Below are 26,659 nucleotides of genomic sequence, written 5' to 3'. Positions count from 1 at the left end.
GGCGCGTTCGGACATCAGGCGCTGCCAGCATCGACCGCCTAGAATACCCAGATTATCAAATCGCGATCAAGCAGAAATGTACGCCAGTCGGCTCATCTTTCCAGGGCGCTGCTTGTGGAATTTTCTTTACGGAGCTTCTCGAATACGGCTCAATCCTCGACGCGGGAGGTGAGGCGGCCGTTGGCGAGTAGAGAGTGGATGATTACGCCTGGAGGGGCCTGGGAGGGGTCGCGGACGACCGTGCGCCCGTCTTCGGTCAGGGTGAGGCTGTAGCCCCGGGCCAGAACGGCCTGGGGATTCAGGGCTTCGAGGGAGGATTTGAGGCGGTCGAGGCGGTGCTTGCGGTGTTCCAGGTTCTGGCGAGCCGCCTGGAGCAGAGCCTGGGCGAGGGAGTCCAAATTGGTTCGGGTTTCGCGGAGCCTTCCCGCCCCGGCGTGGTGGAGCGCCTGGCCGAGTCGGTCCAGGTGCATGGCGATCTCAGCCGCGTCGGGAACGACGAGTTCGCCGGCCTCGCTGGGGGTCAGGGCGCGTCGGTCGGCGGCCAGGTCGGCAAGGGTCACGTCGATCTCGTGGCCGACGGCCGCGACGACGGGGACGGGACAGCCGGCGATCGCCCGCACGACGAGTTCGTCGTTGAACGGGCCGAGATCCTCCGCACTGCCGCCGCCTCGGGCGACGACGACGACCTCGACTCCGGGGATGAGTCCGGCCAGTTCCAGGGCGGCGGCGATCTCACGGCCCACGCCGATCCCCTGGACGCGGGTCGGCACGATGACGACGTCCGTTCCCTTCCACCGCCGGCCGGTGACCTGAAGCAAATCGCGGACGGCCGCGCCGGTGGGGCTGGTGACGACCGCGATCCGTCGGGGGAATCGGGGCAGGGGGCGTTTGCGGTCGGGGTCGAACAGGCCCTCGGCGGAGAGCCGGGCGAAGAGTTGTCGGAACGCCAACTCCTGCGCGCCCATGCCCTCGGGTTCGACGGCCTGGGCGATGATCTGATACTCCCCGCGCGGGCTGTACACCGTGACCCGGCCGACAAGCCGGACGGCCAGTCCGTCGGCCAGATCGAAGGGGAGGCGCTGGGCGTCGGTCCGCCACATCACCACGCGGACGGAGGCCTGATTGTCCTTGAGGCTGAAATAGAGATGCCCCGAACGCGGACGGGCGAGGTTCGAGATCTCGCCCCGGACCGCCACGCCGCCGAACTCAGCCTCAAGCGCGTCCTTGATGCGCTCGGTCAGCCCGCCGACGGTTTCAAAGACCACGCCGTACGGGTTGTCTGAACCCTGGAACCAGGGAAAGCTCGCCATGGTGGTCCGATCGTCGTCCTTGAGGTTCCGGTGGGGTGATCGAGCTTCGATACGGCACTACGCCCCGACGGTTCCAACACTCCCGGCCGACGTCGGTGGCGAGAACGCACGGACCAGGAGGAGCTTTCTCAAGAAGCCCTCCTGGATCGAACGGACCATCCTCCCAGGAATTCGGATGGCTGACAATCGTGAACGACGGCTCGCGGTTGCGATGTCCTTACGTCGTCGAACACGCGGAGCACGACGCCTGCAACGCCGCGCTGTGGGTTCGACGGCAGTCATGCAGCGCTCTTGGCTGGCTCGTGGCCGCCGTGCGGTCGGAGATGCGATTTGAGACGGAGAAATCCCGCCTCGACGAAACGGTAGCTGAGGTAGGCCAGCAGGTAGGACCCGACCAGGTAGACCACCATTCGGATCGGCTTGTAGAGCCCGGGATGTGAGGCCTCCATGCCGGGGAGCGCGAATCCTGTGAGGTGGAGCACCAAAAAATGGTAGAGGTAGAGCCCGTAAGAGATCCGGCCGATCCGGACCAGGGGGCGCCAACTCAGGGCTGAGTCCAGAGGCCCCTCGCTCCGCCGCCAGAGGTAGCCTACGACGATCGCGAGCCCGACGGCGAGCACGGGGACGACGCCGGCCCAGAGCACCTGCATGTCGAGGACGCCCCGTCGCAGGGCCAGCGTTGCGACGATCAGCAGCAAGAGCACCGCCGCCGCGGCGGTTTCGCCGACCCGTCGCCGGCCGAGAACCTCCGCCAGTCCTGGCCAGGCCGCCATGCTCAGCGCGAAGGCGCATCCCACGACGATCGCCAGTCCCCGCATTTCGAGCCGCAGGTCCATGTACGGCGGAACGAGGATGTTGCGGGCCGCCATCCCGGCGACGAGAACCCAGGTGGCGATCGCCGTCGATTTTCGAGTCAGGCCGAGGCTCAAAGCCATCGTCAGGATGAGCGGCCAGAGGAGATAAAACTGCTCTTCAACGGCCAACGACCAAAGGTGAGCCGTAACGACCTGGTGCTCCCAGATCGGCCAGGGGGCGTAGTTGCAGTAGTAAAGCCAGAACGATCTGACGAGGTCGGAGGCAGTCCACCCGTACTTCTCCTGAGTCCATCCCAGGCCCGATGCAATGGCCAGCGTGACTCCGGCGATATAGAGCCAGTACGCTGGGGCCAGCCGCAGGAACCTCCTCGCCCAGAACTTGATCAGGTCGATCCGGCCCGTCCGCGAGTGCTCGTCCAGCATGAGCGATGTGATCAAGAACCCGCTGAGGACGAAGAAGAGGTCGACCCCCAGCATCCCCAATTCGGAAAACGGCGCGCGGGCGTGGAAGAACATCACCGCCACAACGGCGAACGCCCGGAGACCGTCCAACGCGGGGACATGCCCGGGCGAGGGGGACTTCCGATCCTTCGATCCTGCTTCGTCGGCTACGGCTTTGGCTTCGGAGAATGTCGAGGTCGCTTCTGAAGTTCGATCATCAACGCTGCTGTTCGTCTTGGAGGCGGGAGGCGGGACGGAGGATGGGGTCATTGGGTCATTCCAGACTTGAATCAGTATGGGACAACCCCTGGAAGTATAGCTAGGTTGATCGTTGAGAGCGATGAGAGTCAGTAAAGCGATTCCGACCATCAGGGCGATGAGGCCGGAAATCGACGTTCGGGACGCGAACTCCTCGACGAGGACCGTCGAGCCGACCTAGGCGTGGATGCTTATGCGAAGAAGTGGGAGCGAAAGAGCCGTGGCGGGGGCGCGCGCGGCCCGCCACGGCTCATCTTGTTCCCTGCGGAGCCAGGCAGAGGCTTCAGTTCTTTCGAGCCGGGTCGGCGGCGTCGACCAACTCCACCTTGGCGGCCGGCGGCAGTCCCATCACCTGGTCGGGCTCGATCCGACGTTGGCGGGTGTACGGCTCGAGCTTCTGGGGCTTGCCCGTTTCGAGAGCCCGGCGGACGGCCTCGACGATTCGGACGTCGCACCAACCTTCCTCGCCGTCGGGCTCGGGATCGACGTCGTTGATGATGCAGTTGGAGAAATACTCCGCCTCGCCGCCGAAGTGGTCGGTTTCGGGGAATGACTTGTGTTCGGTCTCGCCGCCCGTGGTGACGTCGTATTCGAGGCCGTGGCCGTAGGAATAGGCCGGCTGGAATTCGAGGCTTCCCTTCGTGCCGACCAGTGAATAGTGCTCGAACTTGTCCATGGCGTAGGAGGCGACGAACACAGCCTGGCCGCCGTTGGGGAATCGGAGCGTGACGCTCACCGTATCGTCCAGGTCGAGGCCCCAATCTTCGTTGCGCGAGGCGACGGCGTGGACCTCGATCGGCTCCGTGCCGAAAAGTTGTCGGCAGGCGTTGATGGGATAGACGCCCATGTCATACACGGGACCGTCGTCGAAGCCGTGCTTGGCGCGGTGGTTGTCTGGATCGAGGGGCTGCGAGAAGGTCGACGTGAAAACGCGAGGCTCGCCGATGTCGCCGTCGCGCACCTGCTCGATCGCCGCGACGGTTGCGGGCTCGAAGTGGAGGCGGTATGCGATCATAAGCTTCGCGCCTGATTCCCTCGCGGCGGCGATCATGGCCTGGCAGTCCTCTTCCGAGACCGCCATCGGCTTCTCCAGCAGGACGTGGACCCCCGCCTTGAGCGCTGGCACGACGTAGGGCGTGTGCAGATGATTGGGCGTGGCGACGTAGAGCGCGTCGACCTCGTCCGCTTCCAGGAGCTTGTCGAAGTCGTCGTAGTGATACGTGTTTTGAAGGCCGAACTCATCCTTGAGGACGGCCGCTTTTTCCGGATCTCCGGTGACGAGGACCGTCAACTCGGAGTTCTTCGTGTTCCGCACGCCCGGCATGAAGTGGCCCTGCGAGATCGCCCCGCCGGCCACGATCCCGTAACGCACCTTCCCGCTCGTGACTCGCTTGGCCTTCATGGTGAGATTCTCATGCCGGGTGTCGGATCTTGCGTTCTCCCCGCTGAGGGTGGACAACGCAAATCGCGTACCCGGGATGAGTCGGCCGAGTCTTTGCGATTCAGGCCGAGACCACGTCGGCCTCTTCGCGGGCTTCGATTCGGCGGGACGGGGGCTCCTGGCGGCGGGAGCGGGCGACGGCCGTTTCGGGGGCTTCGGTGTAGCAGGGCCAGGTGAGGTAGGCGACGGCTTCCGAGGGGTCGCGGGCGACCTGAGCTTCCACCTCGGCCAGGTACGCGGCGAGAAGGAGGTCGGGCTTGTTCGGGGTGGCCGGGTCGAGTCGCTTGAACTCGATGGCGAACCGGCCGGCGTCGAGGTGTCGGCAGAAGACGAAGAAGACCGGGGCGCGGGTGAGACAGGCCAACTCGGCCCAGACGGCGAGGAACTCGTGGTCGCGGCCGAGGAGCCGGCAGGTCCGGGTGTTCGAGCCTTCCCAGACGATGTCGCCGTTGAGGTAGAGCGCCAGGCCGTCGCGGAGAGCCGACCGCGCCTGCATCATCCGCTCGACGGCCGCCGTCGCGGGGAGGCCGCGTCGGAGGAAGAACTCCGACTGGGGATACGGTGAAACGGCCTCGTCGAAGCGACGGTTCAACTCGCGTGAGACGTGCTTGGGGCGCTGGACGAGCGCCCGGATCGGCAGGCCGCGACGGAAGAGCCAGTGCATCCCGGCGATGTGAGCCCCCATGTGGCTGCCGACGAGGATCACGCCTCGGCCTTTGCCCAGCGCTTCTTGCACGTCGTCGAAGCCCGACACGTCGAAGCGGGCGAGGGCCTCGGCGTCGCCGACGCCGTCGAGCGGGTAGTCGCGGGCGGTGAATCTCGCGGCGCTCTCGGCGAGCGCACGCCAGTCGGCTCGGTCGGCGTCGCTGCGCTTCAGCAGCGTGTTGACGCGATCCATGGCCGTCTTCAACCGCGACCGACGGCCGGGGCGGAGGTACGTCGATCCCCAGCCGGCCGAGCGGACGATCGCGTCGGCCCGCTCAGGGCGGATCGCGCCCAGGCCCGGCAGGAGCAGCTCGTAGAAGTAGAACTTCCAGGTGAAGATGCGACGAGCAAGGTGCTTCACGGGAGTCACTCTCCAGGGGCGGACGCGGACAGGGCCTTGAGCTTCTGGTAGTCGATCTTGTCCGTCGAGGTCGCCGGCAGACGGTCCAGGAACGTGATCCGGTCGGGGATCATGTAGTTCGGCAGGTGGATCGAGCAATGCCGCTTCATGGCGATCAGCGACTTCTTCCCCTCGGGCTTGAGCGCGACGAACGCCGCGATCGCGACCCCCTCGTCCCCGCTCTCGGCGATCACCGCCGCGCGGTCGACGCCGTCGTGGCGATAGAGGGCCGACTCGATCTCGCCCAGCTCGATCCGATACCCGCGCTTCTTCACCATGCGGTCGCGGCGGCCGTGGAAGTTATAGCAGCCGGCTCCGTCGTCGATGACGAGGTCGCCCGTGCGATACCACTTCACGCCGTGCTCGTCGGTGAAGAAGGCCGCCGCGGTGAGGTCGTCCCGGCCGAAGTAGCCGCGCATCACGCCCGGCCCGGCGATGACCAACTCGCCCAGCGCGCCCGTCGCCAGCGTTTTCCCTTCTTCATCGACGACCCGACCCACCAGTGGCGGGCAGGCGAATCCGATCGGGAACGGCCCTTCCTGCTCGTCGGGGATGACGCGGGGAATCTCGAGCGCCGTGCAGACGTTGGTCTCGGTGGGACCGTAGAGGTTCCAGAGGTTCGCGTCCGGCCAGAGCGTCCGCAGCTTGCGGAGCGGGGCGATGGGGAAGACCTCGCCGGCGAACAGGACCAGTCGCGGAACCCGGAAGCCGGGGCGGTCGATCCGCCCGTGCTCGGTCATCATCGCGAGGATCGAGGGGGCCGAGTACCAGACGTCGATCCGCTTGTCCTGGATGTAGTCGCCGAGCGCCGCGGGCTCCTTGGCAAGGGTCTCGCCGATCAGGACGAGCGTCCCGGCGTTCAGGCACGAGACGAACAGGTCGAAGATCGACAGATCGAAATGAAAGGGCGCGTGCGAGGAATAGCGGTCGCCGTCGACCCAGGGGCCCAGCGACTCGCGGCACCAATCCAGGAACGTGAAGGCGTTGGCGTGCGACAGCATCACCCCCTTCGGCTTCCCGGTCGATCCCGACGTGAACAGGATGTACGCCAGGTCGTCGGGGCTTCGCGGGGGGGGCAGGGGGGCCGGAGCGTCGTCGGCGAGGACGTCGGCCCAGGTGGAATCGCCGTCAACCAGGGGGGCGACCGCCGCCTCATCCTCGGCGACGATCAAGCGCGGAGCGTCGGGACGGTCGGTCCAGGCGGCGCGCAGGGCCGGGGCGAGCTTCGCCGCGACGACGACCACGCGGGCCCCGCTGTCGGCGAAGATCCCCTGGGCGCGGCCGGCGGGGCCGGTCGGGTCGACGGGGACGTAGACGGCCCCGGCGCGGAGGATCCCATGAATCGCCGCGACCGATTCCAGGCTCTTGGGAAGCCACAGTCCGACACGGTCGCCTCGGCCGACGCCCCAGCGCGCGAGCCGGGCCGCGATGCGGTCGGCGGCGCGGGCCAGTTCGGCGTAGCTCAGCGATCGTCCCTGCTCGTCCTCCACGGCGGTCCGGTCCGGCCGCGACGCGGCGGCCTCGTCCAGCAATCGGCTGAGATGGCGTCCGTCCATGGGGTCTGGTCCGTTGCGCGCGGTTGCGGGGGCGGTCATGTCAGGGGAGGTCGTGAGGCAGGGCCGACTCGGCCACCGCCTTGCGACCGGGGAACAGCAACTGGTAGCGGTCCTGGTCGGTCACCAGCTTGTGAGTCAGGGCCAGGAACAGTCGGTGATGACCCAGGGCGTTGGGATGGTCGTCCCAGGCGGCGATTTCCAGCTCGGCCGGGTCGATCTCGTCGAACGTATCCAGCAGGTCGTAGATCGGCAGGGCGTGCCGACTCGCGATGGCCTGAAGTCGGCCGACCGACTCGGCCCGAGCCGACGGGTCCGCGTCCTTGCCCACGCGGGGGATGATCAGCATCATCAGCGGGATGTTGGAGGCCCGGCAGTCGGCGGCGAGCGTCGTGACGACGTCGTCGTACAACTCCCAGTGGTAGGGGTCCAACTTTCGCTTGATCGACTCCTTGCCTTTCAATTCGCCGCGAGTGTCGAGCTGACGCTCGGCGTCGGTGATCCCCGCCCGCTGGACCACCTCCTTGACGAAGTCGTAGGTCAGGTCGGCCTTGATGCGGAAGGCGTCGCAGAGGTGGATCTCGGACAGGCGCGTGTCCAGCATGGTCGACGAGAAGATCACCAGGTCGGGCTTGAACTCCTTCGCCTTGCGGCGGAACGACTCCAGCCGTTGGAGCGGGCTGTAGGCGGCCACCGCGAAGTTCAGGACCTCGAACTTGCGATTCGAGGAAAAGCCCTGATGCTGGGCGTGGGTGTTCAGCCACCCCTCAAGCTGGTAAGCGTAATCGTCCTGGTATTTCACGCCCCAGCCCATATCCATCGATGCGCCGAGCAGGGCGATCCGAAAGACGCCCGGCGGCTTCTCGACGCTCACCTCCGGGCTGTGCATGCCGTGCGAGTTCGTCACGAACGGCTGGCTGAAGAGGACGCTGTCCATCTTCGGGATCAGCTCGAAGTGGAGGAAGTCGGCCTTGAGGTGGCGGACGACGCCGGCGTCGTTGAACCGGACCCAGCCGTTGGGCTTGCCCATCAGCTTGAGCGTCAACTCGCCGCGCCCGCCGGGGCCCTCGGCGCCGCCGACGAGGCCCTCGTAGTAGCCCGTGGCATGGTGGTCGGCGTCCGCCCGGTCGGACGGGTTTGAGGTCGCCGAGGCCAGCAGCCGGTGAGATTTCACCCAGCCGGATGGGATCGGCAACAGCGAGATCGCCACGAGAGCCGCCGCCTGAAGCATGCTGATGCGGGCCGCACGGAGCGAAGTGGTCTGGATGAGCGCCATGACCGTTCGGTTCCCCCCTCTGTCACGACGCCTGAAGGCCGCGGGCCAGTAACTCGAACCAGGCCGCGAGGCTCGGACTGTTCCAGAGCGACCACAGCAGTGTGATGGTCGCGAACGTGGCGGCGATCTTGAGCCCGCGGACCGCCTGCCCGCGGACGTCGAACCGCGGAGCGGCGTCGCCGGCCTGTTTCGACTTGGGTCGGACCGGCCCGCGGCGAGCGTCCATCTGGACGTTCACCAGCACGAAGCCGCCCAGCACGCTCCAGAAGACGGCGTCCGGGACGGTGAAGCCCCAGTCGCCCCGCAGCCAGAACGATTGATAGGCGTGCAGCAGCCAGGTCACGAAGAAGACCGCCACCGTCGCCGCCGACAGCGCCACGGGCTGCGGCCACTTCTTGAGGCGGAAGACGACCGGGTTGAACACCAGTCGGACCATGAAGTCCTTCCAGTAGATGTTGATCCGGCGCCAGTAGTCGGTGAACCCCGTCGCGAGCAGGTAATGGTGGTGCGTGTCCGGAAGCTGATAGCCGAACATGTGCAACATGCCGCAGGCGACGTGGAACTGTCCCGAGACCTGGAGGTACACCAGGTAGTTGAACGTCAGGAACCCGATCAGGCTCCAGAAACCATGGACCTCCGACGACGGGATCAGCAGTTCTTGATCGATCAGCCGGTAGAGGATCAGCTGCACCACCCCGCGAAAGACCATCTCCAGCCCCCGGCGCTGGACGTCGTGGACCGGAGCGGCGAAGAAGCCGCGTTGCCAGGTCCGGTAGTCGACGACGGGGAAGAGCATGAAGCAGTAGTTCGGCAGCAGGAAGAAATAACCGACCGCGTCGGTGAGCGACTCCGGCTTCTTCGCGTGCTTCAACTCGTACATGTAGATGATCATGCGGAACATGAACATCGAGCCGAGCACCGGCCAGACCGTCGAGGGTACCGCCTCGAACAACGCGATCGGCCGACCGCACGTGAGAAAGACCGTCAACGCCGTCAGCAGGCCGACCCGGAGGTTCCACGAGACGGGAAGTCGGGCGATTCCGATCATCGTCGCCGAAAAAGCGACGATCACCGCGCCGACGTCCGTCCCGAACACCAGGAACAACCCGGCGACCGAAGCCGCCAGGAACACGGCCTTCTTCCAGCGATACGGAGCTAGGTAGTGGATCGGAAACGCCAGACCGGCCACTTGAAGCAAGAGCTGGAAGGCGCGGCCCTCGATCCGGTATTGCAGGCATACTGCGAAGATCAGGCCGAAATAGAGCAGATTCCGGAGGAACGGGACGAGGGCTCGTTTGCAGTTCGCCGGTTCGTCCGCGTACAACCGCTTCAACCATTCGCGTCGTCGCTCAACCGCAGGACGCGCCGGTGGGCGAAACGTCCTGTGGGGCGACGTGCGTGACGCGCTCGGGTTTCCGACGTTCGGCCCCATAGGCGGTCCCTTCCTCGAACCTGCTCGACCCGGCCGACTCGCGGTGGCGCGAGGCCGGCTGGGCGTTCATCCTTGAATCGCCGGGCCGACGGCGGCCCGGTGAAGCTTCAGCGCGTCGCCGTCGGGCGTCGCGTTTCGATCAATAGGAGCGGAGGCGTCCTGAGAAGGAAGGATGGGTCGCCGGGAGCGATCCAGTTCGTCACGGTTGCGGGGCCCGATCCATCCCTGAATCGGGTCGCCCCGCAACGGTCACCATCCTTGGTACGCCTGAAATCCCTGTCGGATCCTCGCGAGAAATTCTATCTTGAAATTTCTTAAGGATCCTGGTATCTCTCCCCCGCGCCGAGTCCTTCGTTCCTGGTTCAGCAACGGTTGCTCGCACGCGTCCCGGTCAGGTGCGGCGATTTAACCGTGGGTCGGCCGGGCTGTCAACCCGACTGACGTCCGGCCAAGCGACCACGAAGGGTTTAGGCGACATTTCGTCTCAGGCAGGCCCGATTCTCTTGGTCAGGCCGGATCATCGGAGGTTTCGGGGCTTTCTCTCGCTGGAACCGTCAAGCCGTGGTTGACGAGGGACCGATCGAGGTTCCTGTGCTGCGCATGGTTCCCACCCCAGCCCTCGCGAGCCCGACCTCATGGCCACGCTTCGTCTGTCGATCCCCCCGTTGATCGCCGCGGCCCTGGTTTCGGCGGTTTTCACGACTACGACGGCTCATGCGCAGGCGACGGCTCAGCCGTTGAGCGTTTCCAGCTTGTTGAGCATGAACGAGGCCCAGTTGCAGGCCGTCTACACGCAAGGGAGTGTGGCTGGCCTGCCGACCGGGAAGGTCAAGGGGACGGTTCTGCCGGCTCCGGGATCGCGCCGGAACGCGGCCATGTCCGCCGGCGGCCGGCTGATCTGGCAGGGGAAGGTGGTCGACTCCTCTGGAACGATCGCCGTCAACCGCTTCTTCGGGGTCCCCGCCGTCAAGGGTCGTCTATATCAGGGGACGAGTTGGTTCGACGGTCAGCCGTCCTTGATCCTCGACTACACCGGCACCTCGCGCGTCTACGCTCAGAACCGCGATGAGATTCGCCTGATCGGTCCAGGGCTCTATCTTGGGTTGATGCACGAGCGGACGACGCCTCAGCCGACCTTGAAGACGTACTTCGTCCTGGAAACGCAGCCCTGAGTCGTGTCACGGCGACGGGGACTTCAACGCTTCCTCGATCGCCGAGCGATATAGCCTCTCACCGACTCGGAGGAAAGCCTGCTGGTCTGCCTTCTGCGGATCGATGCCCAACTCCTTGATGATGGCCTCCATCCGGGGGCGAATGTCCGAGTCGTTAGTGCGGAAGGCAACCTTGCCGACGCGGTCGATGACAATGGTCGTCGGAAACCCGTGAACGCCGTAAAGGCGGGCAGTCGCGCCGTCTTCTTGACGCTCCAGGCTTTCCAGGTCGCGGTCGAAGGCGAACGGCAAGGATGTTGCCTTGTTCTTCTCCAGCAGCGTGCGGACGGCGTCCTTCGACGGCTCGCCCGGTGTATGGATCGTCAGGAACACGACGCCCTTCGGCTCATACTCGGCGCGAAGTTTTTCCAGAGTCGGCAACTCGGCGACGCAGGGCGTGCACCAGGCACCCCAGAAGTTGAGGAAGACGATTTTCCCCCGAAGCTCCGTCAGCGAGCGCGGTCGGCCGTCGGACCAGTCGCCGGCGTTCAACTCCGGCGCTTGGGCGCCGATAGCGAGGGACTTGTATTTCTCGCGGGCCGCCTTCGCCGCCTCCGCACGCGCCGTCATCGCCGCGGCGTCTGGTGCAGGGGCGAGCTTGATGGTGATCGGTGCCGAGTCCCGGAATGCCGGGAACTTCCCCCCCGCTAAGAGCTTCCCATAGTGGATGTTGAGCGACGCCATCCCCTCGGAAAGGTTTTTCACGGCGAACCGACCGGCCGCGTCCGTTTTGGTGAACTGGCTGCGGGCTGCATAAGAGCCGCCCGGCTCGATCCAGGCTCCCTCGACGGGTTTTCCTTCGGGGTCGAGGACGACGCCGTTGAAGGTCGTCCCGGGGTTCAGGGTGATCGTCGGCGCGGTTTGTGTTGTCTCGCCGGTCGGGGGGGCGAAGTGAAAGGGTGGTGCGTCGACCCCGGCGAAACCGTCCTTCGTCACGACCAGGCCGATCTTGACCGACTTCCCGACGGGGGACCTCCGGGGGATCGAGCGGAGGCGGAACTCGCCCCGATCGTCCGTGGTCGCCGTGAAGTCGGACATCCCGCTCGATCCATTCTGCTCGTCATGCCAGACCAAGGCCAATCGCGCAGTCGCGATCGGCCCACCGGAGCCGTCGACAACCTTGCCGATCAGGTCGCCGTAGTCCTGCGCGTTCGGCTCCAGCATCAGGATCTGAACGACGACCCGGCCGTTCTCGATTCTCGGTTCGAGCCGACACCGGCTCGGAGCCTGGACCAGCGAGGCGGTTTTGCCGTCCTTGTCCACGAGCCGGAAGCGGACGGGGTCGCCTTCCTCTTTTTCGATCGACGCCACGGCGTCGGGGCGAAATCCCCTGTCCTGACGCTCGATCGCGGCCGCCCTGACTGAGGGTAAGCCTCCGGGCGTTTTTGAAACGCCGACCTGGACGTCCTTCGACTCGTCGGGGACCGTCACCCGGAGGAGCCCTGTCGGATCGGCGGTTCCCAGGAACTGGCCCGCGATCATTTGCTCCGGCCTCGGTTCAACTTGCCCAGGTCGAAGAACCTGGAAGTGCCAGGTGGGGGCGCGACGGACCACGTAATCCTTCCTATGCTCCGGCTGGGCCTCGTTGAGCACGACGTCCTCGATATTCTTGCCGTTGTCAGGGGCCCAGTAGCCGGCCGGGGCCCGGATCGTCCACGCGCGCACGTAGCCCTTGCCGAGGTCGATGGAATATCGGCCCTCGGCGTCGGACTGCGCCTCTCGAAGGTCGCCCCGGTGATCGGGGCCGCTGTCTCCCGCGAAGACCTGGATCGTCGCGCCGGCGACGGGTTCTCCGGTCCCCTCGACGCGCACCGTCCCCACCATCCGGTAGCTGGGGTGGGCGGGCTTCGTCCTGGGAGCCTGTTGGGGCGGCGCGGCCGGCGGCGTTTCCTGGCCGTGAGGCTTCTCCGTCGAGGCCAATGCCCCTAACGCCCAAAGTCCGGCCGAGAGGGCGAGCGATGCGACGGCGACGTTTTTCAATTGATGAAGCATCATGGATTGCAAAACTCCCCTGGCCAGGGCCGCGATGGAACTACCCGTCGCGAGCCCGAGCGAGATCCTCGTGGTTGAGCGCAGCAGAGCGAGGGGGACGGCCTCGGCCGGACGGGCCAGAGCGGTCAGCAGCAGGCCGATCGGCACCGATATTCCTCGTCGCAGAAGGCGTCTGCGCAGCTTTTCCCTCGCGCGGGCCAGTCGGCCGCGCACGGCGGCCTCGGTTAGGCCGAGTCGATCCGCCGCGGCATCGTAGGTCAGGCCCTCTATGCAGCAGAGGATCACCGATTCGCGGAGGCGCCCGGGGAGGGCGTCGATCTCCTCGAAAAGGACCTCAGGGCCCAGCTCGTCGTCAGGAGGAGGTAGGTAACACCTCGGCGACCGCTCGGCCGCGGCCCGGTGGGCCGAGTTTCTCCTCGCGGCGGAGCGACGGAGCCGCAGGGCCGCTCGGCGAGCGACGCCGAACAGCCAACTCCCCGCCGACTCGCGCTGACGGATCGTCGCCGCCCGCGTCGCCAGGGCGAGGAAGGCCGCCTGGAAGGCGTCCTCGGCGTCTTGCGGATTTCGGAGGACGCCCCGACAAACGCGGAAGACCATCGGGCCGTGTCGTCTCACCAGTTCTTCGAACGCCGCTTCGGCCGCTTCCTCATTCTCGGAGAGGAACCGATCCAGGAGCCGGCCGTCCGGGATCGCACCGAGCGTCCCGACCCGGAACAACCGTCGTGCCTCCTCCGCCGAGCCGCCCACCATACCGTTCGTCCCTCTCTTCGAGTCGCTTATCCCTCCGTGTAGTATCCGACTGCTCCGGGGCCTCACGAACTTTCTTCGAATTCGCCGCCTGGTCGACACCAATTACCCGCCCGGGCGCTTTCCGCCAGCCTTGCGGCCGCGGAGCGTCGCGCAGCCGAGCATCGGCACCGACTTCGTCCTCGAAACGCAGCCCTCAGTGATGCTTCAGGGCGTCTTCAAATCTGGGGCTGATCGGTGTTCATCCTTGGCTGAATTCGGCTGCTTGCCGTCCGACCATTTCAGGATGAGGTCGGCCGCGGAGACCTCGACGCCGGAATAGATCAGGACGAGCGGCACATCCGGCGCGGCGCTGCTGAACTTGACGTAAGCCGGCTTGCCGTGCTCCAGCAGGAACCGCGGGAGGCTCATGGACTGGAACAGCAGATGCCCCGTGCGGTTCATCACCACGTACCACTGGGGAGGCGTTGCGGGCAGGATCAGGGGCAAGGGTTTGAGCTGGCCCCAATCGTGAAGGTACTCGAAGGTCACCGCCGGGAAGCAGAAGGCGATCGTCCGTCCCTCGTCCGTATGCGTATTGAGCCAGTCGCGCACGTCCGGCGTTACGGCTTCCCAGTAGTAGGTCGGTTCGATTCCCGCCCGCGTCGCGCCCGAGAGCCCGCCGATCAGGGCGTTGAAGTACGACAGTTGCAGCGGGTGATATCGCCAGGTGCTCCACCCTCCGAGGGCCAGCGCGGCGGTCAGGGCTATGGCCTGACATCCTCGCCCGAGGGCGGGGCGGTCGAGGCCGGGGATGCGGCCGATCCATTCCCCGAGGGCGGTCAGGCCGATTCCCGACAGACAGGCCAGGAACACGAACGCCGTCAGGAACTGGCGTTCGCCGTCGTGCCCAGGCGCGTTCGGTAGGGCGCGGAGGACCAGGAAGAACACCCAGCAGAGGAATAAGAGCGTCCCCTCGCGGTCGCGGAACCGGCCCGAGACGACCCGGGCGCTGCCGAGCAGCGCCAGCGCCAGGGTCAATGGAGGCGTCACGATTGCCGTGATGACCAGGGTGTTGTACCAGGGGAGCGAGAACCGGTAGAGCCGCCCGAGGAAGTAGGTCGGGATCGGGCGCAGTTGGTCCCGGGTCAGGTTCGAGACGAGGAACGCGCGCAGGCCCTGGATCGGCTCCGCCCACCAGGTCGGGTTCGTGGCGTAGACCACAAGGGCGGCGACCACGCCCCCCAAGGCCAGAACTCGCACGGAGCGCCGGTCGAGGTAGAAAAGACTCCAGGCGATCAGTGGGAACGGGATGAACCAGCCGGTGAATTTGGTGGCCATCCCGCAGCCCCAGGCGAGGCCGAAGGCCGCCGTCCAGAGCCACCAACGATTCCCGGGCGACGGCTCGACGGCCTTCAGGAATGCGACCACGGCCAGGAACCAGAAGCAGAGTGTCGGCACGTCGTACGAGGCCAGGTGCGCGTGGGCGAACATCCGGGGCATCGCGACCAGGCCGAACGACGCCATGAGCCCCGCAACTCGGCCGTAGCGCCGAGCCATGAAGACATAGACGACGCCGACCGTCGCCGCGAACAGCGCCGCCGGTCCAAGCCGGTACGAGCCTGGAGGCGACAGAGAGTCATGGCTCACCGCCCAGCCGGCCAGCCCAAGAAGCGCATAGAGAGGAGGGTGCCCGTTCGGCTCCTCCCGCGCGAACGGCCAGTAGAACCGCAACGACTCGCGGCTCCAGGGCGACGAGGCCGAGGCCCCCGCCTTCGCCAGGTACGATCCGCGCGACTCGAGCTTTGAGAGACTCATCGCTCGCGCATGGCGAACGGACGACCCCGCGCCGCCGACCTTCGCGAACCATTCCCGCAGGCGTTCCTCGCGCTCGACCGTGAACCCCTCGTCCCACGCCATGCCGTAGTCGTTCAGCGTCGCGATCAGCAAGACCAGCGTGGCCGAGGCGATCAGAAGGCCCAGGATCGGGTCCCCCCACCGCTCTCTCCACGACTTTCCACCGCGCTCACTCATCGGCAGCTTGTTCCCTTCGCGTCCCGCTGCGGCTTGCGATCCCGCGTCTATCTTCGGTTCCTCCGGGCGCTCCGTCTACGGCCCTCCCTCCAACGGGTCCGGCGCTCCGCCGCCCTCACGGCACGCCTCGCACCCAGGCTCATTTCAGTAGGACATGGAGAGGAGACGGTCATGCAAATCCTCATTAAGAACATGCTGACGTTTCTAAGAGGTTTTTTTCTCGTCGCCTCTTGCGTTTCAAGATCGGTTCGCCGATAACACGAGGTCGAGCCGTCGTGCAAATGGCTCATGGCGAATGTTTCCTGTCCCGGTCGTCATTGTTTCGCAGGCCGTTTCCGGCCGTCATTCTTACATCGCGGTTCTCTACGTGAAGGAGACCATTCATGATGCGTCCTTCGGGCGGTGCGCGCCTTGCGCGCGCGTTTACGCTGATCGAACTCCTGGTGGTGATCGCCATCATTGCCGTCTTGATCGCGCTGTTGTTGCCGGCAGTGCAGGCCGCTCGCGAGGCGGCGAGACGGAGCCAATGCGTCAACAATTTGAAGCAGATCGGGCTGGCGCTGCACAACTACCACTCGTCCTATGAATCGTTCCCGATGCTGGCGGGCTCCGCCGGGACGGGGATCCAAGACACGGGGGTCGGGCACGGCCCGAGCGTGCTCCTGTTCGTGCTGCCGAACATGGAGCAATCGGCCCTGTTCAACGCGTTCAACATGCAGGTCGAGGCGGTTGTCGGGGCCGTGGCGACAGCTACGGCCTTGAACACGACGGTCTTTAACTCGTCGGTGGCGGGGTACCTGTGCCCGTCGGACACGGGCGGCAGCACCTTCAAGATGGGGACGAACTACGGGGCGAGCGTCGGCGCTCAGTTCAACACGTACTCGCCGATCAACAATTCCTCGGGGGCGGGCCTGGGGATGTTCGCGGCCCTCTGCGTGTACGGCCTGAGGGATTGCACCGACGGGACGAGCAACACGATCGCGTTCAGCGAGAAGCTGATCGGGGACAACACGACCGCGACGGTCAACGGGGCCGAGACGTACGCTTGCGTGGCGTGGCCGGGCACCAACGTCAACGGGTCGGGGGCCGACCAGGTCATGCCGTCGGGCCTGACCACGTTGAACACGTACATCGCGACGTGCAACGCGATGCGGGCGGCGGGGACGGCGAGCCAGGCGAATTCGAGCGGCCAGTACTGGGCGGCCGGTCGGGTGAATGAAGGGCCGAACGTTGATGAGCTGTTGCCGCCCAACTCGAAGCACGCCAGTTGCTACAACGTCGCCCAGGTGACGGGGCTGAAGACGGCCCGCAGCCGTCACTCCGGCGGCGTGAACACGCTCATGAGCGACGGCAGCGTCCGCTTCGCCAAGGACAGCGTCGCCCAGAACGTCTGGTGGGCTCTGGGGTCGAGGGCGAGTGGTGAGGTGATCAGCGCAGACAGCTACTGAAATTGAAAACCGGCCGCGACGGCTGGCCCGCCCGGCTCACGACGGACGGGCCGCCGCTCCCGGCGAGCGGTCAGGGCCACCTTTGCAATGTGCGGCGGCGGTCGACTCATTCCGAAGGCCCATCCGCGCCGCGCGCCCTGGCGGCGTAGGGTCTCGTGGTCGAGATATCCCTGGACAGACCGAAGGATTCAAGCAAGATGGCAATTTGGCGAACGATCCGTATCGCGCTCTCCCTGCTAATCGTCTCAGGTCTCGTGATGAGCCTGTCCGGCTGCGGCGGCGCTCCTTCGGGGGTGCAGGAAGAGGTCAAGGTCGAGCCGGTCAAGGACAAGGACGGCAAGGTCGTTTACGACCCGTCAAACGAGGCCAGTTCGGCCCCCGCCTCCAAGTCCAAGAGCAAGTAATCGCGGCAGTCGGCCCGGGGCCCGTCTTCTCAAGAGAAACGGGCTTCTCGATCCTCCCTCCTTAGATAGAGCACGCACCTCGGTCCGCGCGGCGTGGCAGGCTCGTGCGGGTCGTCTCGCGGACGCGCTCGCTTCGGAAATTGAACCAAGAGGCGCGCTCCACTTCTCGGGTTCCCTTTGCCTGGCGTCCTTGGATCGCTCGCGATGAAGCGTATGGCGCGGGTCGGCCTGGCGCTCTTGTGCCTGGCTGTGCCCCTTCTGTTGGTATTCGAACCGATCCTGTTGCGCGGCCGGCAACTCGCGTTTCAGGACGCGGGACATTTTTACTATCCTTTGCTGCGCCGCGTGCAGCAGGAGTGGGACGCCGGGCGCTGGCCGCTCTGGGCGCCGGAGGCGAGCGCGGGGACGCCGCTTCTGGGGAACCCCACGGCCGCGGTCCTCTATCCCGGCAAGCTCGTCTTCTTCGTCCTGCCCCACGCGTGGGCGGTGCGCTGGTACGTGGTCGGCCACGTCGCCCTGGCTTTTGGTGCGATGTGGGCGCTGCTCCGAGGATGGCGGATCTCGCCGGTCGGATCGGCGCTGGGCTCGCTGGCGTACGGGTTCGGCGTGCCGTTGCTGTCTCAGACGAGCAACATGATCTTTCTGGTCGGCGCGGCGTGGCTGCCGCTCGGGCTGCTGGCGGCCGATCGTTGGCTGCGCCTGGGCCAGAGGTCGGCGCTGGCGGCCTTGGCTCTGGTGCTGGCCTTGCAGGTGCTCGGCGGCGATCCGGAGGCGGCCTACCTGGTTGTGGTGTGCGCGGGGGGGTATGCAGCGGGTCTGTCGGCGGCGGCAGGTCCCCCCGCGACGATCAGCCGGCTCCTCAAGCGGCTGGGGTTGGCAGCAGCGGCGGTGCTGATCGGTTTGCTCGCGGTGTCGTACTGGGCGGCGTGGGTGATCCGCTGGATCGGGACCGCGAAGATTGGCGACCCAGCGCCGATCCGGCCGCCGCACGGGGCCATCGCGTGCGCGCTGTGGGGAGTGCTCGGGGTCTTCCTGGTTCGCAAGGCGCGGACCAGCCCGCCGGTGAGGGCGTTCCTCACCAGGAGCGCAGGGCTGCTCGGCGCCTCGGTGCTGGGGCTGGCGCTCGCGGGGGCCCAGCTTTTGCCTGTCCTCGAATATTCGAGCATGAGCTTCCGCGCGGCCGAGTCGGAAGGGTTCCACGACTTCTATGCCTACAGTCCGAACCCGCTCCAGGTGCTCGACACGATCTGGCCGAACGCTTTCGGCACGCTCGAAGGGGGCTATCGGTCGTGGCTCGACATGATCCCGCCGAAACCGGCGAACCGGCTTTGGATGCCGTCGCTGTACCTGGGCTGGCTGACGATCGTTCTGGCGCTCTCGGCGTTCGGGGTTCGGAAGGGGCCGCCGTGGCGGGCCTGGCTGAGCGTCGTGGCCGTGGTCAGCTTCCTGGCGGCGCTCGGCTCTTTCGGCAGCCCCTTGCTCTGGGCGCGGCTCGTGCCGGGGTGGGAATCCGTGCTCGGGCCGATCGAGCCGCCCTTTAATTGGCAGGTCCGCGCCGACGGGTACATGCGCGACGGCGACGGCGGCGTCTACTGGCTGCTCGCCTCGCTCCTTCCTGGCTTCCGCTCGTTCCGGTATCCGCCGAAGCTGTTCGTGCTCTGCTCGCTGGCGCTTTCGGGGCTGGCGGCGATGGGGTGGGATCGCTTGACGGAGCGGGATACGGAGTCGAAAGAGCGATCGCGCCGGGCCTGGGTCGTTGCGGGCGCCTTGCTCGGGGTGAGCGTCTGCGCCCTGGCGGCCTCATGGCTGGGTGCTGGGCCGATGCTTGGTCGGTTCAACGCCCTGGCCGACAGCCTCCGCAACAGCGACGAACCGCTCAACGTCGCCAGGGCGGTCTGGGACCTCCGCGCCGGGATCACGCATGGGGTCGTCGCCGGCGTCGTCGTTTGCGGGCTGATTCTCCTCGCCCGGCGTCGGCCGAGGCTGGCGGGGGGCCTGGCGGTATCGGTTTTGATGCTCGACCTGGTCTGGGCGAACGCGTACCACGTCGTGACGGTTCCACAGGACGCCTTCGAGGGGACGCCGAAAGCGCTGGAGGTCATCCGAGAGGCGGAGCAGGCGAACCCCTCGCCCGGTCCATTCCGGGTCGGGAGGATCGGAGCCTGGTGGCCTAGCAATTGGTTCAGCGCCGGCGAGCCTCGTTCGTTCGCTAGCATCACTAGCTGGGAGCGAAGCACGCTGCGGCCCAACTACAACTTGCCGCTGGGCGTCCGCCTGACCTACCACCACGACACGATCGAGCCGATGGACTACGGCCTTTTCTTCCTCCCCTGGTCGCTTACGCCCAGCGAACAGACGCTTCGGGTTCACGGCCTGAAGCCGGGGCAGAAGGTCTGGTATTACCCCAGGCGGGGGTTCGACCTGTGGAACACCCGCTACTTCATCGTTCCCGGCCACCTGAGCTGGGATAGCCGGGCGCGCGGCTACGCATCGGTCGTCCGCGGGTCGACGCTCATCTATCCCGGGCCCAATGAGTTCGACGGCCCGGGTGGAGACGAGCGCCGCAAACGCTGGAAGGAGACCGAGGACTTCCACGTCTTCCGTAATGAGAAGGCCTTTCCCCGGGCCTGGGTCGTCCACCGCGCCTACGTCGTTCCTCCGATTCAGGGCCTGCGGGTCAACGACCGCTTCCGGCTGGTCAAGGAGTTGATCTACCAGGCGGACGAGTTTTGGAACCTGCCGGGCCTGCCGGTGCGCGACCCGCATACCGTCGCCTGGGTTGAGACCGACCGGCCCAGGGAGCTCGACCCATTCCTCTCGCCCGTCGATCCCGACCCGTTGGAGACCGTGACCCTGACGCTCGACGAGCCGCAGCGGGTTGAGTTCACGGCCGTCCTGCGCTCCCCGGGGTTGGTCGTGGTGGGCGACATGAACTACCCGGGCTGGACTCTGACTGTGAACGGCCGGCCCGCCGAGATCCTCCGGACCAACCGCGCCATGCGAGGCGTGGCGCTCCCGGCCGGCACGCACCGCCTGGCCTTCCGCTACGAGCCCGCGTCCTTCCGCCTGGGTATCGGCCTGTCGGCGTTCGGCTTCGTGGCGCTGGGGGGCTTGTTGATCTGGTCCTTCCGCGCAAAACCCACGTCATTGCAGGCGGCCTGAGGAACCTCTCCTCATCGATATTTGGACATTCTACACGCCCACGGCGGGGGACCGCGACGGTCCCTGAAAGGTTGCCGGCGCGCGGAGCTTTGACGCCTCCGCGGGATTCGAGGGTCGGCTAGGGTTTGGGGTGCTGGTTGGTGGGGTTGTTAGGGATGCGCGGGCGTCCGAGTTTGCGCCTTCGGAACAGTTTATCGGACCCCGACGATCGGTAGTGTCGTCGACGTAAACCGTTGGTGCAAAAGGTGAATCGGGTTCAAGGCCCCACGCCCCGATGACGATACTATTGGTGACTCGCCCAGGGGAAGCAAAGCCCCGGAGGTGAGAATGGACGGGAGCACCTAAACCTGGTGGCGTCGCTTCGCGGAAGGGGCCGAAAGGCTCCAGGTCACGGGAAGACCTCGACTGCGGAGAGAGGCCAAGGACGACCGAAATCACACGGGGTCGTGCAAAACGGCCGGCCGAATATCACGGCCTCGTATGAAAGTTACTCAAGGAGAGTATTCTCCCATGTTGAAGCACTTGACGCTGAGCCTCAGCTTTGCCGTCGCCCTCGGGTTCTGCAGCGTGACCATGGCGGGCGGCTTCGACGCCGGCTGCTCCACCTGCGGTCTGGCTTCGTCCCAGGCCGGCCCGGTCGCCAGCCCCCAGGGGTACGTCCCCACCGCGGGCTGCGACACCTGCCTGCCGACCAAGAAGTGCGATCTCTTCGGCCACCTGGGCAGCAAGCTCGACGGCATGCACTGCAAGCTGAAGGGCCTGCTCCATCCCCCGGTGACCTATGAGTGGGTCCTGAAGAAGAAGCGGCTGTGGGGCCACAAGGGCTGCGGCGACAGCGGCTGCGGCGACGCCGGCTGCGGCACGACCGTCTACCCGACCTCGCAGGTCGCTCCTTCGTCCCAGGTCGCCCCGGCTCCCCAGAGCTATGCGGCTCCCCAGAGCTATGCGGCTCCCCAGAGCTTCCCGGCCACCGTTTACGGTGCCTCGAAGCCTGCCGCGGCTGTCGCTTCGCTGACCGGCGAAGAGGCTCCTCCGGCCCCCCAGATCCGGACCGGCGGCCTGCTGCTGCCCTCCCCGGCCGGCGAGTGACGCAAGTCACGACCCGCGACTGAATCCTAGCCCGATTCAACCCGTGGACCCTCCGACGCTCACCGCGTCGGCGGGTCCGCGGCGTTTCGAAGTGGCTCCAACGGTCCAACTCAAACGACGCTGTTCTCGACGGCGAAGAAGACGGCCAGCCAGACGGTGGGGCCGTCGGGAGTCGTCCACTCGATCCGGTGCCTCCGATGAGCGGCGATCGTGAGATGGTCGCCCGGTCCCATCGTCACCTCCTCGTCGGGCGTCTGGAACCGCAACCGCGCGGAACCTTGAAGGACGGCCACGAACTCGTGGTCGTCCTGGTCGTACCAGAACCCCTCGGGCGAGGTCTCGCCGTGCGACACGATCCGCTCGATCCGCGTTGTACCCGTCGCGGCGAGCGTCTCGACGAACTCGCCCTCGCCTCTCGGCGGCGGGTTGTAGAGATTCTCCATGCTCGGCTCCCTCAAAGTCGCAGCGATTTCGCAGTTCGTCATGCCCATCCTCGCCCATCCTAAATGTGACGGACGATGCATTGAGCGCCCCCGTGGTCCGGCCTCGAGGCTCTTGCCTGTCGCCCGGCCGCCGGCGCGGCCGTGATCGCTGGCGTGGCCTTCGAGGGGAGGCTCCGTGCGAGGAATCCTCTGATTCTTGCCAAACGAACCCACCGCCCGCTTTGACGCAAGCACCATGAGTCGAACACTTTACCCGCGACCGACCGGTCTGGCCGCTCCTGCGAACGAAGCCGTTGCGCGTCTGCTCAAAGCCGAGGCCGTCGGAGGTCAGTCCTCTCCTCGAGCCGGGCGGCTATCAATCCGGCCGTCGATGGAGTCGACGCAAGAGACGATGAGAATTTCCCGAACGAACCCGACCGAGGTGATTCGCAAGTTTTTGTTGGAAAACGACTTGAGTGCCGGTTGGCTTCGGTCTGCGGGCGCGAACGAAGCCGTCAGGTGGGTTCGTTCGACGGTCGACGACGCAAGATTTGCGGATGCGGCCAAGTTGGAACTTTGGATTGACCGGTTTTCACCTCGCGCGTATTCTGCCTTCTTGACCCCGTCATTGGTCCCCGTCTTGCCCCTCTCCATCGGCGTTCCGCTCTCTTGCGACCTCGGGCGGGTCTTCAGGCTCCGATTCCGTCGCTCCCCGAACCCGTGGGTGGTCGATGAGAAGAGCGCTTTCGAGACGGTGGAAGGTGGTTCTGGCTCTGATTGTCCTCGCCGTCGCCTTGCCGGCTGTAGGATGGCTGTGCCTGACTTACGAGCCGCGCTATTACCGCGACATGGTCCCGCTCACGGTGCCCCGCGAGCAGCTCGAAGATCGAGCGAAGCACTTCGTGGCGCAGAGTCTTCAGCTGCGCAACGACATTTGCAACGAACCGACGTGGGAGGCCGTCTTCTCCGACCAGGAAGTCAACGCCTGGCTCGCCGAGGATCTGGTGACCCACTTTGCCGACCAGCTTCCCCCCGAAGTCCGCGAGCCTCGCGTCCTTTTCGAGTCGGGGAAAGTCGTCCTGGCCTTTCGATTGGAGGGGAGGGCGGTCTCCTCCGTGATCACGGTGGTCGCACGGCCCCGGATTCCAGCGGACAACATCGTCGAGCTGACCCTGGAGAAGATCCGCGCCGGGATCTTGCCGGTCCCCGCCGATCGGGTCCTGGACCGGATCATCGAGAGGGGGCGGATCTACGGCGTGAATGCGGCCTGGCGGAAGGTGGACGGTTACCCCGTGGTGCAGCTCCACTACACTCCGAGCCCCCAGCGGGACGACGTTCGACTGGACGACGTGGAAATCCGAGCGGGGCAGATCCGGCTGGCCGGCCGGTCCGACCGCACGCGGGGCGTGTTCGTTCGACCTCGGCTTCCCTCCCGGCAGATTCTTCAGTCAACGTTCCCCAGGGAGATCTTCCAGTTCCCTCCCGCCGGCACGTTCGATTCGCGCGGTCGGTTCGTCAGGCGGAGTTCGCCGACGAGTTGACGCCCTTCCAGCCGAACGTGGACGAGATCCTCCCCCCATTCGATCGAGGTGTACACCCCCTCGTCGATCCGCCGTACCCATCCCCGATTCTGGGAGACGGGGCCTTCGTATTCGAGATAGGCCGTCCGGTGGTCGGGCAGGTGACGGGCCTCGCGCTCGGGGCCGGGGGCGGGGGGGGCGTCGAGCGCCCAGGTTTTCAAGACCCCGTCGCGCTCCAGCATGAAGTCCCAGTGGACCCCGATCCATTGGTGTTCCAGCAGCACGAAGCGAGAAGTGTGGGTGTGGCTCACGTCCGGGACTCCTCGACCGGGCCGGGTTTTCGGCGTAAGCTGGATGATCGCCCGATCTTCTGCCCCGCCGAATCCCCCCGTGCTTGGTTCCGATGGTAAGCTGTTTCCATCATCAAGCGCAAAAGCGACAGCGTCGAGAGTCAACCCCCCGGAGCAGCCCGCGGTGACCCCCAAAGAAGTCCTGGCCCAGATCCGGCAGCGCGAGGTCACCACGGTCGACCTTCGATTCATGGATTTCCCTGGCGTCTGGCAGCATTTCTCGATCCCGGCCGACGCCCTGACCGAGGAGACCTTCGAGGAGGGGATCGGCTTCGACGGCTCGTCCGTGGTCGGCTGGCGGGCGATCAACGAGGCCGACCTGCTCGTCCTCCCCCAGCCCGAGACCGCGCTCGTGGATCCCTTCATGGCCCAGCCCACGCTGACCATGATCTGCAACATCCACGACCCGATCACCCACCAGGAGTACACTCGCGACCCCCGCAACATCGCCCGCAAGGCGGTCTCGTACATGCGGAGCACGGGCGTCGCCGACTACTGCCTGCTCGCGCCGGAACTGGAGTTCTTCGTCTTCGACGACGTTCGGTTCGACCAGCGGCCCAACGAGGCGTTCTACCACGTCGATTCGGTCGAGGGGGCCTGGAACCGCGGCCGGGTGGAGAATCCCAACCTGGGCTACAAGCCGGGCTCGGGCCTGGGCTATTTCCCCTGCCCGCCGACCGACGGCCTGGTGAATCTCCGCTCCGAGATGGCCCGGCGGATGGCCGAGTGCGGCATCGGCACCTCGGCCCACTTCCACGAGGTCGCAACCGGCGGCCAGTGCGAGATCGATCTGGACCCTCAGGATCTCCTGGAGGCCGCTGACCGGGTCATGCTGGCCCGGTACATCATCCGGAACGTCGCTCACCGCAGCGGCAAGACCGCCACGTTCATGCCCAAGCCCCTCTTCGGCGACAACGGATCAGGGATGCACACCCACCTGTCGCTCTGGAAGGAAAACGAGCCGCTGCTCGCGGGCCACGGCTACGCCGGGATGAGCGACCTGGGCCTCTTCGCCATCGGCGGCCTGCTCAAGCATGCGGGCGCCCTCTGCGCGTTCGCCAACCCCACCACCAACAGTTACAAGCGGCTGATCGAGGGCTTCGAGGCTCCGACCAAGATCTCGTACAGCCGCCGGAACCGTGCGGCGATCGTCCGCATACCGGTCTCTGGAGCCAGCCCGCGGAGCCGGAGGGTCGAGTACCGCTGTCCGGACTCAGCAGCGAATCCGTACCTGCTGTTCTCAGCGATGCTGATGGCGGTGCTGGACGGGGTTCAGAACAAGATCCGCCCCGGCGATCCGCTGGACAAGGACATCTACGACCTGCAGCCCGAGGAACTCGCCAAGGTTCCGACCACGCCGAGGTCGCTGGAAGCCTCGCTCGAAGCCCTCCGCGCCGACCACGAGTTCCTGCTTCGGGGCGACGTCTTCACGCCGGACGTCGTCGACACCTGGATCTGGTACAAGCAGACTTCCGAGGTGGAGGCGATCCGAGTTCGCCCCCACCCCTACGAGTTCAACCTGTATTACGACGTGTGAGCCTGCAGCGAATCCGCGTCGCGAAGGTGCCGCGGAGCGGTTTCCGAGGCCGCTTCGCCAGAGGCGGCCTCCGGAGCCGGGTCGCCTTCCGGCGTGGGCTCGGGCCGGAGGGCGAAGAGGACCAGGGTGATCGCACCGCTAACCAGCATGACGTCGGCGAAGTTGAAGATGGCCCAGTCGAAGTTGATCGAGTCGACGTGGAAGTGGACGAAGTCCCGGACCTGCCCGAAGACCAGGCGGTCGTAGCAGTTGCCGATCGCCCCCGCCATGATCAGCCCGAGCGCGATGGTCAGCGGCAGGCTCGTCGCGGCCCCGCCGACGAAGAGCCAGCCGACGATCGCCACCCCCGCCACCACCGACAGGCTCGCGAAGATGAGGCTGCTATGAGACACCCCACGGCCGAAGCCCCAGAGCGCCCCCTTGTTGTAGTTGGTGTGCAACTCCAGGACGTCGCCGACCACCGCGACGGGCCGCGAGCCGGGCTCGCCGACCTTGCGGAAGATGATCGATTTGGAAGACAGGTCGAGCGTTGCGCCTCCCAGCGCCAACGCCCAGAAGACGATCCATCGGCTGATCGGGATCCTGCTCGTCATGCCGTGTTCTCCAGCTTCCTTGCGCACTCGATGCAGTATCGGGTGTACGGGAGGGCCTCAAGGCGGGCCTTGGCGATCGGGTGGTCGCACTCGGCGCAGATTCCGTACGATCCGTCGGCGACGCGTCCCAGGGCCTCGTCGATGAGCTTGAGCGTCTCTTGCTCGTTCTCGATCAGGCCCAGGGTGAACTCCTGGTCGTAGTTTTCGGTCCCGACGTCGGCCATGTGCAGCGGGACGTTCGAGAGGTTGGTGGAAGCCTCGCCCTGATTGCGCCGGAGGGCCTCGTCGGTCATCCGGTCGACGTTTCCGCGGAGTCGGTCGTTCAGATCCTCCAGAAGACGACGAAACGACCCGAGATCTTCCGGTTTGAGGCTGGCGGACATGGCGGCGTATCCCTTCCCTTCGACGTTCCCGGCGCCCTCGCGAGGACCGAGCTCTTACGACCTTGGGGCGATCACTCCAGACTACACCGGACCGCGATTCAAAGGCCACCCCGAACCGCCTCCACCCGACCGCCCTGATTTGACCCCGGCCGTTCAT

20 protein-coding genes are annotated in these 26,659 nt (G+C 66.2%); 7 read left to right on the top strand and 13 right to left on the bottom strand.

Translation table 11 applies throughout. From position 1 onward, the window contains the following. Positions 1 to 149: 149 nt before the first annotated feature. From xseA to G5C50_RS05600, 7 genes are all read right to left on the bottom strand, one after another. Positions 150 to 1,310: an exodeoxyribonuclease VII large subunit gene (xseA, locus tag G5C50_RS05630; protein ID WP_165066253.1), complete on the bottom strand. Its 1,161-nt coding sequence runs from the start codon at positions 1,308 to 1,310 to the stop codon at positions 150 to 152. Between the two features lie 278 nt (positions 1,311 to 1,588). Then, positions 1,589 to 2,677, bottom strand: a complete 1,089-nt coding sequence (locus G5C50_RS05625; RefSeq protein WP_165066250.1) for an acyltransferase family protein — start codon at positions 2,675 to 2,677, stop codon at positions 1,589 to 1,591. Between the two features lie 430 nt (positions 2,678 to 3,107). Continuing rightward, on the bottom strand, positions 3,108 to 4,226 hold the full coding sequence (locus tag G5C50_RS05620; protein WP_165066247.1) for a Gfo/Idh/MocA family protein: 1,119 nt from the start codon (positions 4,224 to 4,226) through the stop codon (positions 3,108 to 3,110). Positions 4,227 to 4,326: 100 nt separating this feature from the next. Continuing rightward, complete coding sequence (locus G5C50_RS05615; RefSeq protein ID WP_165066244.1) at positions 4,327 to 5,331, bottom strand: lysophospholipid acyltransferase family protein; 1,005 nt, start codon at positions 5,329 to 5,331, stop codon at positions 4,327 to 4,329. 5 nt (positions 5,332 to 5,336) lie between these two features. Beyond that, entirely contained in the window at positions 5,337 to 6,926 is a 1,590-nt protein-coding gene (locus tag G5C50_RS05610) for an amino acid adenylation domain-containing protein (RefSeq protein ID WP_165066241.1), read from the bottom strand. A 40-nt stretch (positions 6,927 to 6,966) separates the two neighbouring features. After that, positions 6,967 to 8,199, bottom strand: a complete 1,233-nt coding sequence (locus G5C50_RS05605; protein WP_165066238.1) for a hypothetical protein — start codon at positions 8,197 to 8,199, stop codon at positions 6,967 to 6,969. A gap of 22 nt (positions 8,200 to 8,221) precedes the next feature. Next, positions 8,222 to 9,532, bottom strand: a complete 1,311-nt coding sequence (locus G5C50_RS05600; RefSeq protein WP_240906978.1) for a hypothetical protein — start codon at positions 9,530 to 9,532, stop codon at positions 8,222 to 8,224. Between the two features lie 734 nt (positions 9,533 to 10,266). Between G5C50_RS05600 and G5C50_RS05595 the strand changes: the two genes are divergently transcribed. Continuing rightward, on the top strand, positions 10,267 to 10,803 hold the full coding sequence (locus G5C50_RS05595; protein ID WP_165066232.1) for a hypothetical protein: 537 nt from the start codon (positions 10,267 to 10,269) through the stop codon (positions 10,801 to 10,803). A 6-nt stretch (positions 10,804 to 10,809) separates the two neighbouring features. On the opposite strand, the gene G5C50_RS05590 is transcribed toward G5C50_RS05595, so the two are convergent. Then, on the bottom strand, positions 10,810 to 13,551 hold the full coding sequence (locus G5C50_RS05590) for a sigma-70 family RNA polymerase sigma factor (RefSeq protein WP_165066229.1): 2,742 nt from the start codon (positions 13,549 to 13,551) through the stop codon (positions 10,810 to 10,812). A gap of 237 nt (positions 13,552 to 13,788) precedes the next feature. Beyond that, positions 13,789 to 15,594 carry an ArnT family glycosyltransferase gene (locus G5C50_RS05585; RefSeq protein ID WP_165066226.1) on the bottom strand — a complete coding sequence of 602 codons (1,806 nt, stop codon included), beginning with the start codon at positions 15,592 to 15,594 and terminating at the stop codon, positions 13,789 to 13,791. 383 nt (positions 15,595 to 15,977) lie between these two features. Here G5C50_RS05585 and G5C50_RS05580 point away from each other — a divergent pair, with 383 nt between their 5' ends. The 4 genes from G5C50_RS05580 (at position 15,978) to G5C50_RS05565 (ending at position 21,697) form a co-directional block, all read left to right on the top strand. After that, a complete protein-coding gene (locus G5C50_RS05580; RefSeq protein ID WP_240906977.1) occupies positions 15,978 to 17,042 on the top strand; it encodes a DUF1559 domain-containing protein in 1,065 nt (354 codons plus the stop codon). A 197-nt stretch (positions 17,043 to 17,239) separates the two neighbouring features. Continuing rightward, positions 17,240 to 17,446 carry a hypothetical protein gene (locus tag G5C50_RS05575; protein ID WP_165066223.1) on the top strand — a complete coding sequence of 69 codons (207 nt, stop codon included), beginning with the start codon at positions 17,240 to 17,242 and terminating at the stop codon, positions 17,444 to 17,446. A gap of 204 nt (positions 17,447 to 17,650) precedes the next feature. After that, a complete protein-coding gene (locus tag G5C50_RS05570) occupies positions 17,651 to 20,608 on the top strand; it encodes a YfhO family protein (protein ID WP_165066220.1) in 2,958 nt (985 codons plus the stop codon). 510 nt (positions 20,609 to 21,118) lie between these two features. Next, the gene (locus tag G5C50_RS05565) at positions 21,119 to 21,697 is read left to right on the top strand and encodes a hypothetical protein (RefSeq protein WP_165066217.1); all 579 of its coding nucleotides are present in this window, start codon (positions 21,119 to 21,121) and stop codon (positions 21,695 to 21,697) included. Positions 21,698 to 21,807: 110 nt separating this feature from the next. Here the strand turns inward: G5C50_RS05565 and G5C50_RS05560 are convergent, their stop codons facing one another. After that, positions 21,808 to 22,182, bottom strand: a complete 375-nt coding sequence (locus G5C50_RS05560; RefSeq protein WP_206107587.1) for a cupin domain-containing protein — start codon at positions 22,180 to 22,182, stop codon at positions 21,808 to 21,810. A gap of 698 nt (positions 22,183 to 22,880) precedes the next feature. Between G5C50_RS05560 and G5C50_RS05555 the strand changes: the two genes are divergently transcribed. Beyond that, positions 22,881 to 23,660: a hypothetical protein gene (locus tag G5C50_RS05555; protein WP_206107586.1), complete on the top strand. Its 780-nt coding sequence runs from the start codon at positions 22,881 to 22,883 to the stop codon at positions 23,658 to 23,660. On the opposite strand, the gene G5C50_RS05550 is transcribed toward G5C50_RS05555, so the two are convergent. Then, entirely contained in the window at positions 23,564 to 23,950 is a 387-nt protein-coding gene (locus G5C50_RS05550; protein ID WP_165066208.1) for a DNA polymerase ligase N-terminal domain-containing protein, read from the bottom strand. The genes G5C50_RS05555 and G5C50_RS05550 overlap by 97 nt on opposite strands. Positions 23,951 to 24,113: 163 nt before the next feature. Here G5C50_RS05550 and glnA point away from each other — a divergent pair, with 163 nt between their 5' ends. After that, positions 24,114 to 25,526 carry a type I glutamate--ammonia ligase gene (gene glnA / locus G5C50_RS05545; RefSeq protein WP_165066205.1) on the top strand — a complete coding sequence of 471 codons (1,413 nt, stop codon included), beginning with the start codon at positions 24,114 to 24,116 and terminating at the stop codon, positions 25,524 to 25,526. Here glnA and lspA read toward each other — a convergent pair. Continuing rightward, positions 25,514 to 26,119, bottom strand: coding sequence for a signal peptidase II (lspA, locus tag G5C50_RS05540; protein WP_165066202.1), 606 nt, complete (start codon positions 26,117 to 26,119; stop codon positions 25,514 to 25,516). The two genes, glnA and lspA, sit on opposite strands and share 13 nt — an antisense overlap. Next, positions 26,116 to 26,502 carry a TraR/DksA family transcriptional regulator gene (locus tag G5C50_RS05535; RefSeq protein WP_165066199.1) on the bottom strand — a complete coding sequence of 129 codons (387 nt, stop codon included), beginning with the start codon at positions 26,500 to 26,502 and terminating at the stop codon, positions 26,116 to 26,118. The genes lspA and G5C50_RS05535 overlap by 4 nt, the downstream gene beginning before the upstream one ends. Between the last annotated feature and the right edge of the window lie 157 nt (positions 26,503 to 26,659).

Source organism: Paludisphaera rhizosphaerae (assembly GCF_011065895.1).
Taxonomy (GTDB): domain Bacteria; phylum Planctomycetota; class Planctomycetia; order Isosphaerales; family Isosphaeraceae; genus Paludisphaera; species Paludisphaera rhizosphaerae.
Note: the sequence above shows the minus strand (reverse complement) of the source record. Positions and strands in the feature narration are given on the sequence as shown.

Coding starts and splice junctions, on each gene's coding strand:
- xseA (WP_165066253.1), bottom strand. CDS start 1,310: ATGGCGAGCTTTCCCTGGTTCCAGGGTTCAGACAACCCGTACGGCGTG.
- G5C50_RS05620 (WP_165066247.1), bottom strand. CDS start 4,226: ATGAAGGCCAAGCGAGTCACGAGCGGGAAGGTGCGTTACGGGATCGTG.
- G5C50_RS05610 (WP_165066241.1), bottom strand. CDS start 6,926: ATGGACGGACGCCATCTCAGCCGATTGCTGGACGAGGCCGCCGCGTCG.
- G5C50_RS05605 (WP_165066238.1), bottom strand. CDS start 8,199: ATGGCGCTCATCCAGACCACTTCGCTCCGTGCGGCCCGCATCAGCATG.
- G5C50_RS05595 (WP_165066232.1), top strand. CDS start 10,267: ATGGCCACGCTTCGTCTGTCGATCCCCCCGTTGATCGCCGCGGCCCTG.
- G5C50_RS05585 (WP_165066226.1), bottom strand. CDS start 15,594: ATGAGTGAGCGCGGTGGAAAGTCGTGGAGAGAGCGGTGGGGGGACCCG.
- G5C50_RS05580 (WP_240906977.1), top strand. CDS start 15,978: ATGATGCGTCCTTCGGGCGGTGCGCGCCTTGCGCGCGCGTTTACGCTG.
- G5C50_RS05575 (WP_165066223.1), top strand. CDS start 17,240: ATGGCAATTTGGCGAACGATCCGTATCGCGCTCTCCCTGCTAATCGTC.
- G5C50_RS05570 (WP_165066220.1), top strand. CDS start 17,651: ATGAAGCGTATGGCGCGGGTCGGCCTGGCGCTCTTGTGCCTGGCTGTG.
- G5C50_RS05565 (WP_165066217.1), top strand. CDS start 21,119: ATGTTGAAGCACTTGACGCTGAGCCTCAGCTTTGCCGTCGCCCTCGGG.
- G5C50_RS05560 (WP_206107587.1), bottom strand. CDS start 22,182: ATGACGAACTGCGAAATCGCTGCGACTTTGAGGGAGCCGAGCATGGAG.
- lspA (WP_165066202.1), bottom strand. CDS start 26,119: ATGACGAGCAGGATCCCGATCAGCCGATGGATCGTCTTCTGGGCGTTG.
- G5C50_RS05535 (WP_165066199.1), bottom strand. CDS start 26,502: ATGTCCGCCAGCCTCAAACCGGAAGATCTCGGGTCGTTTCGTCGTCTT.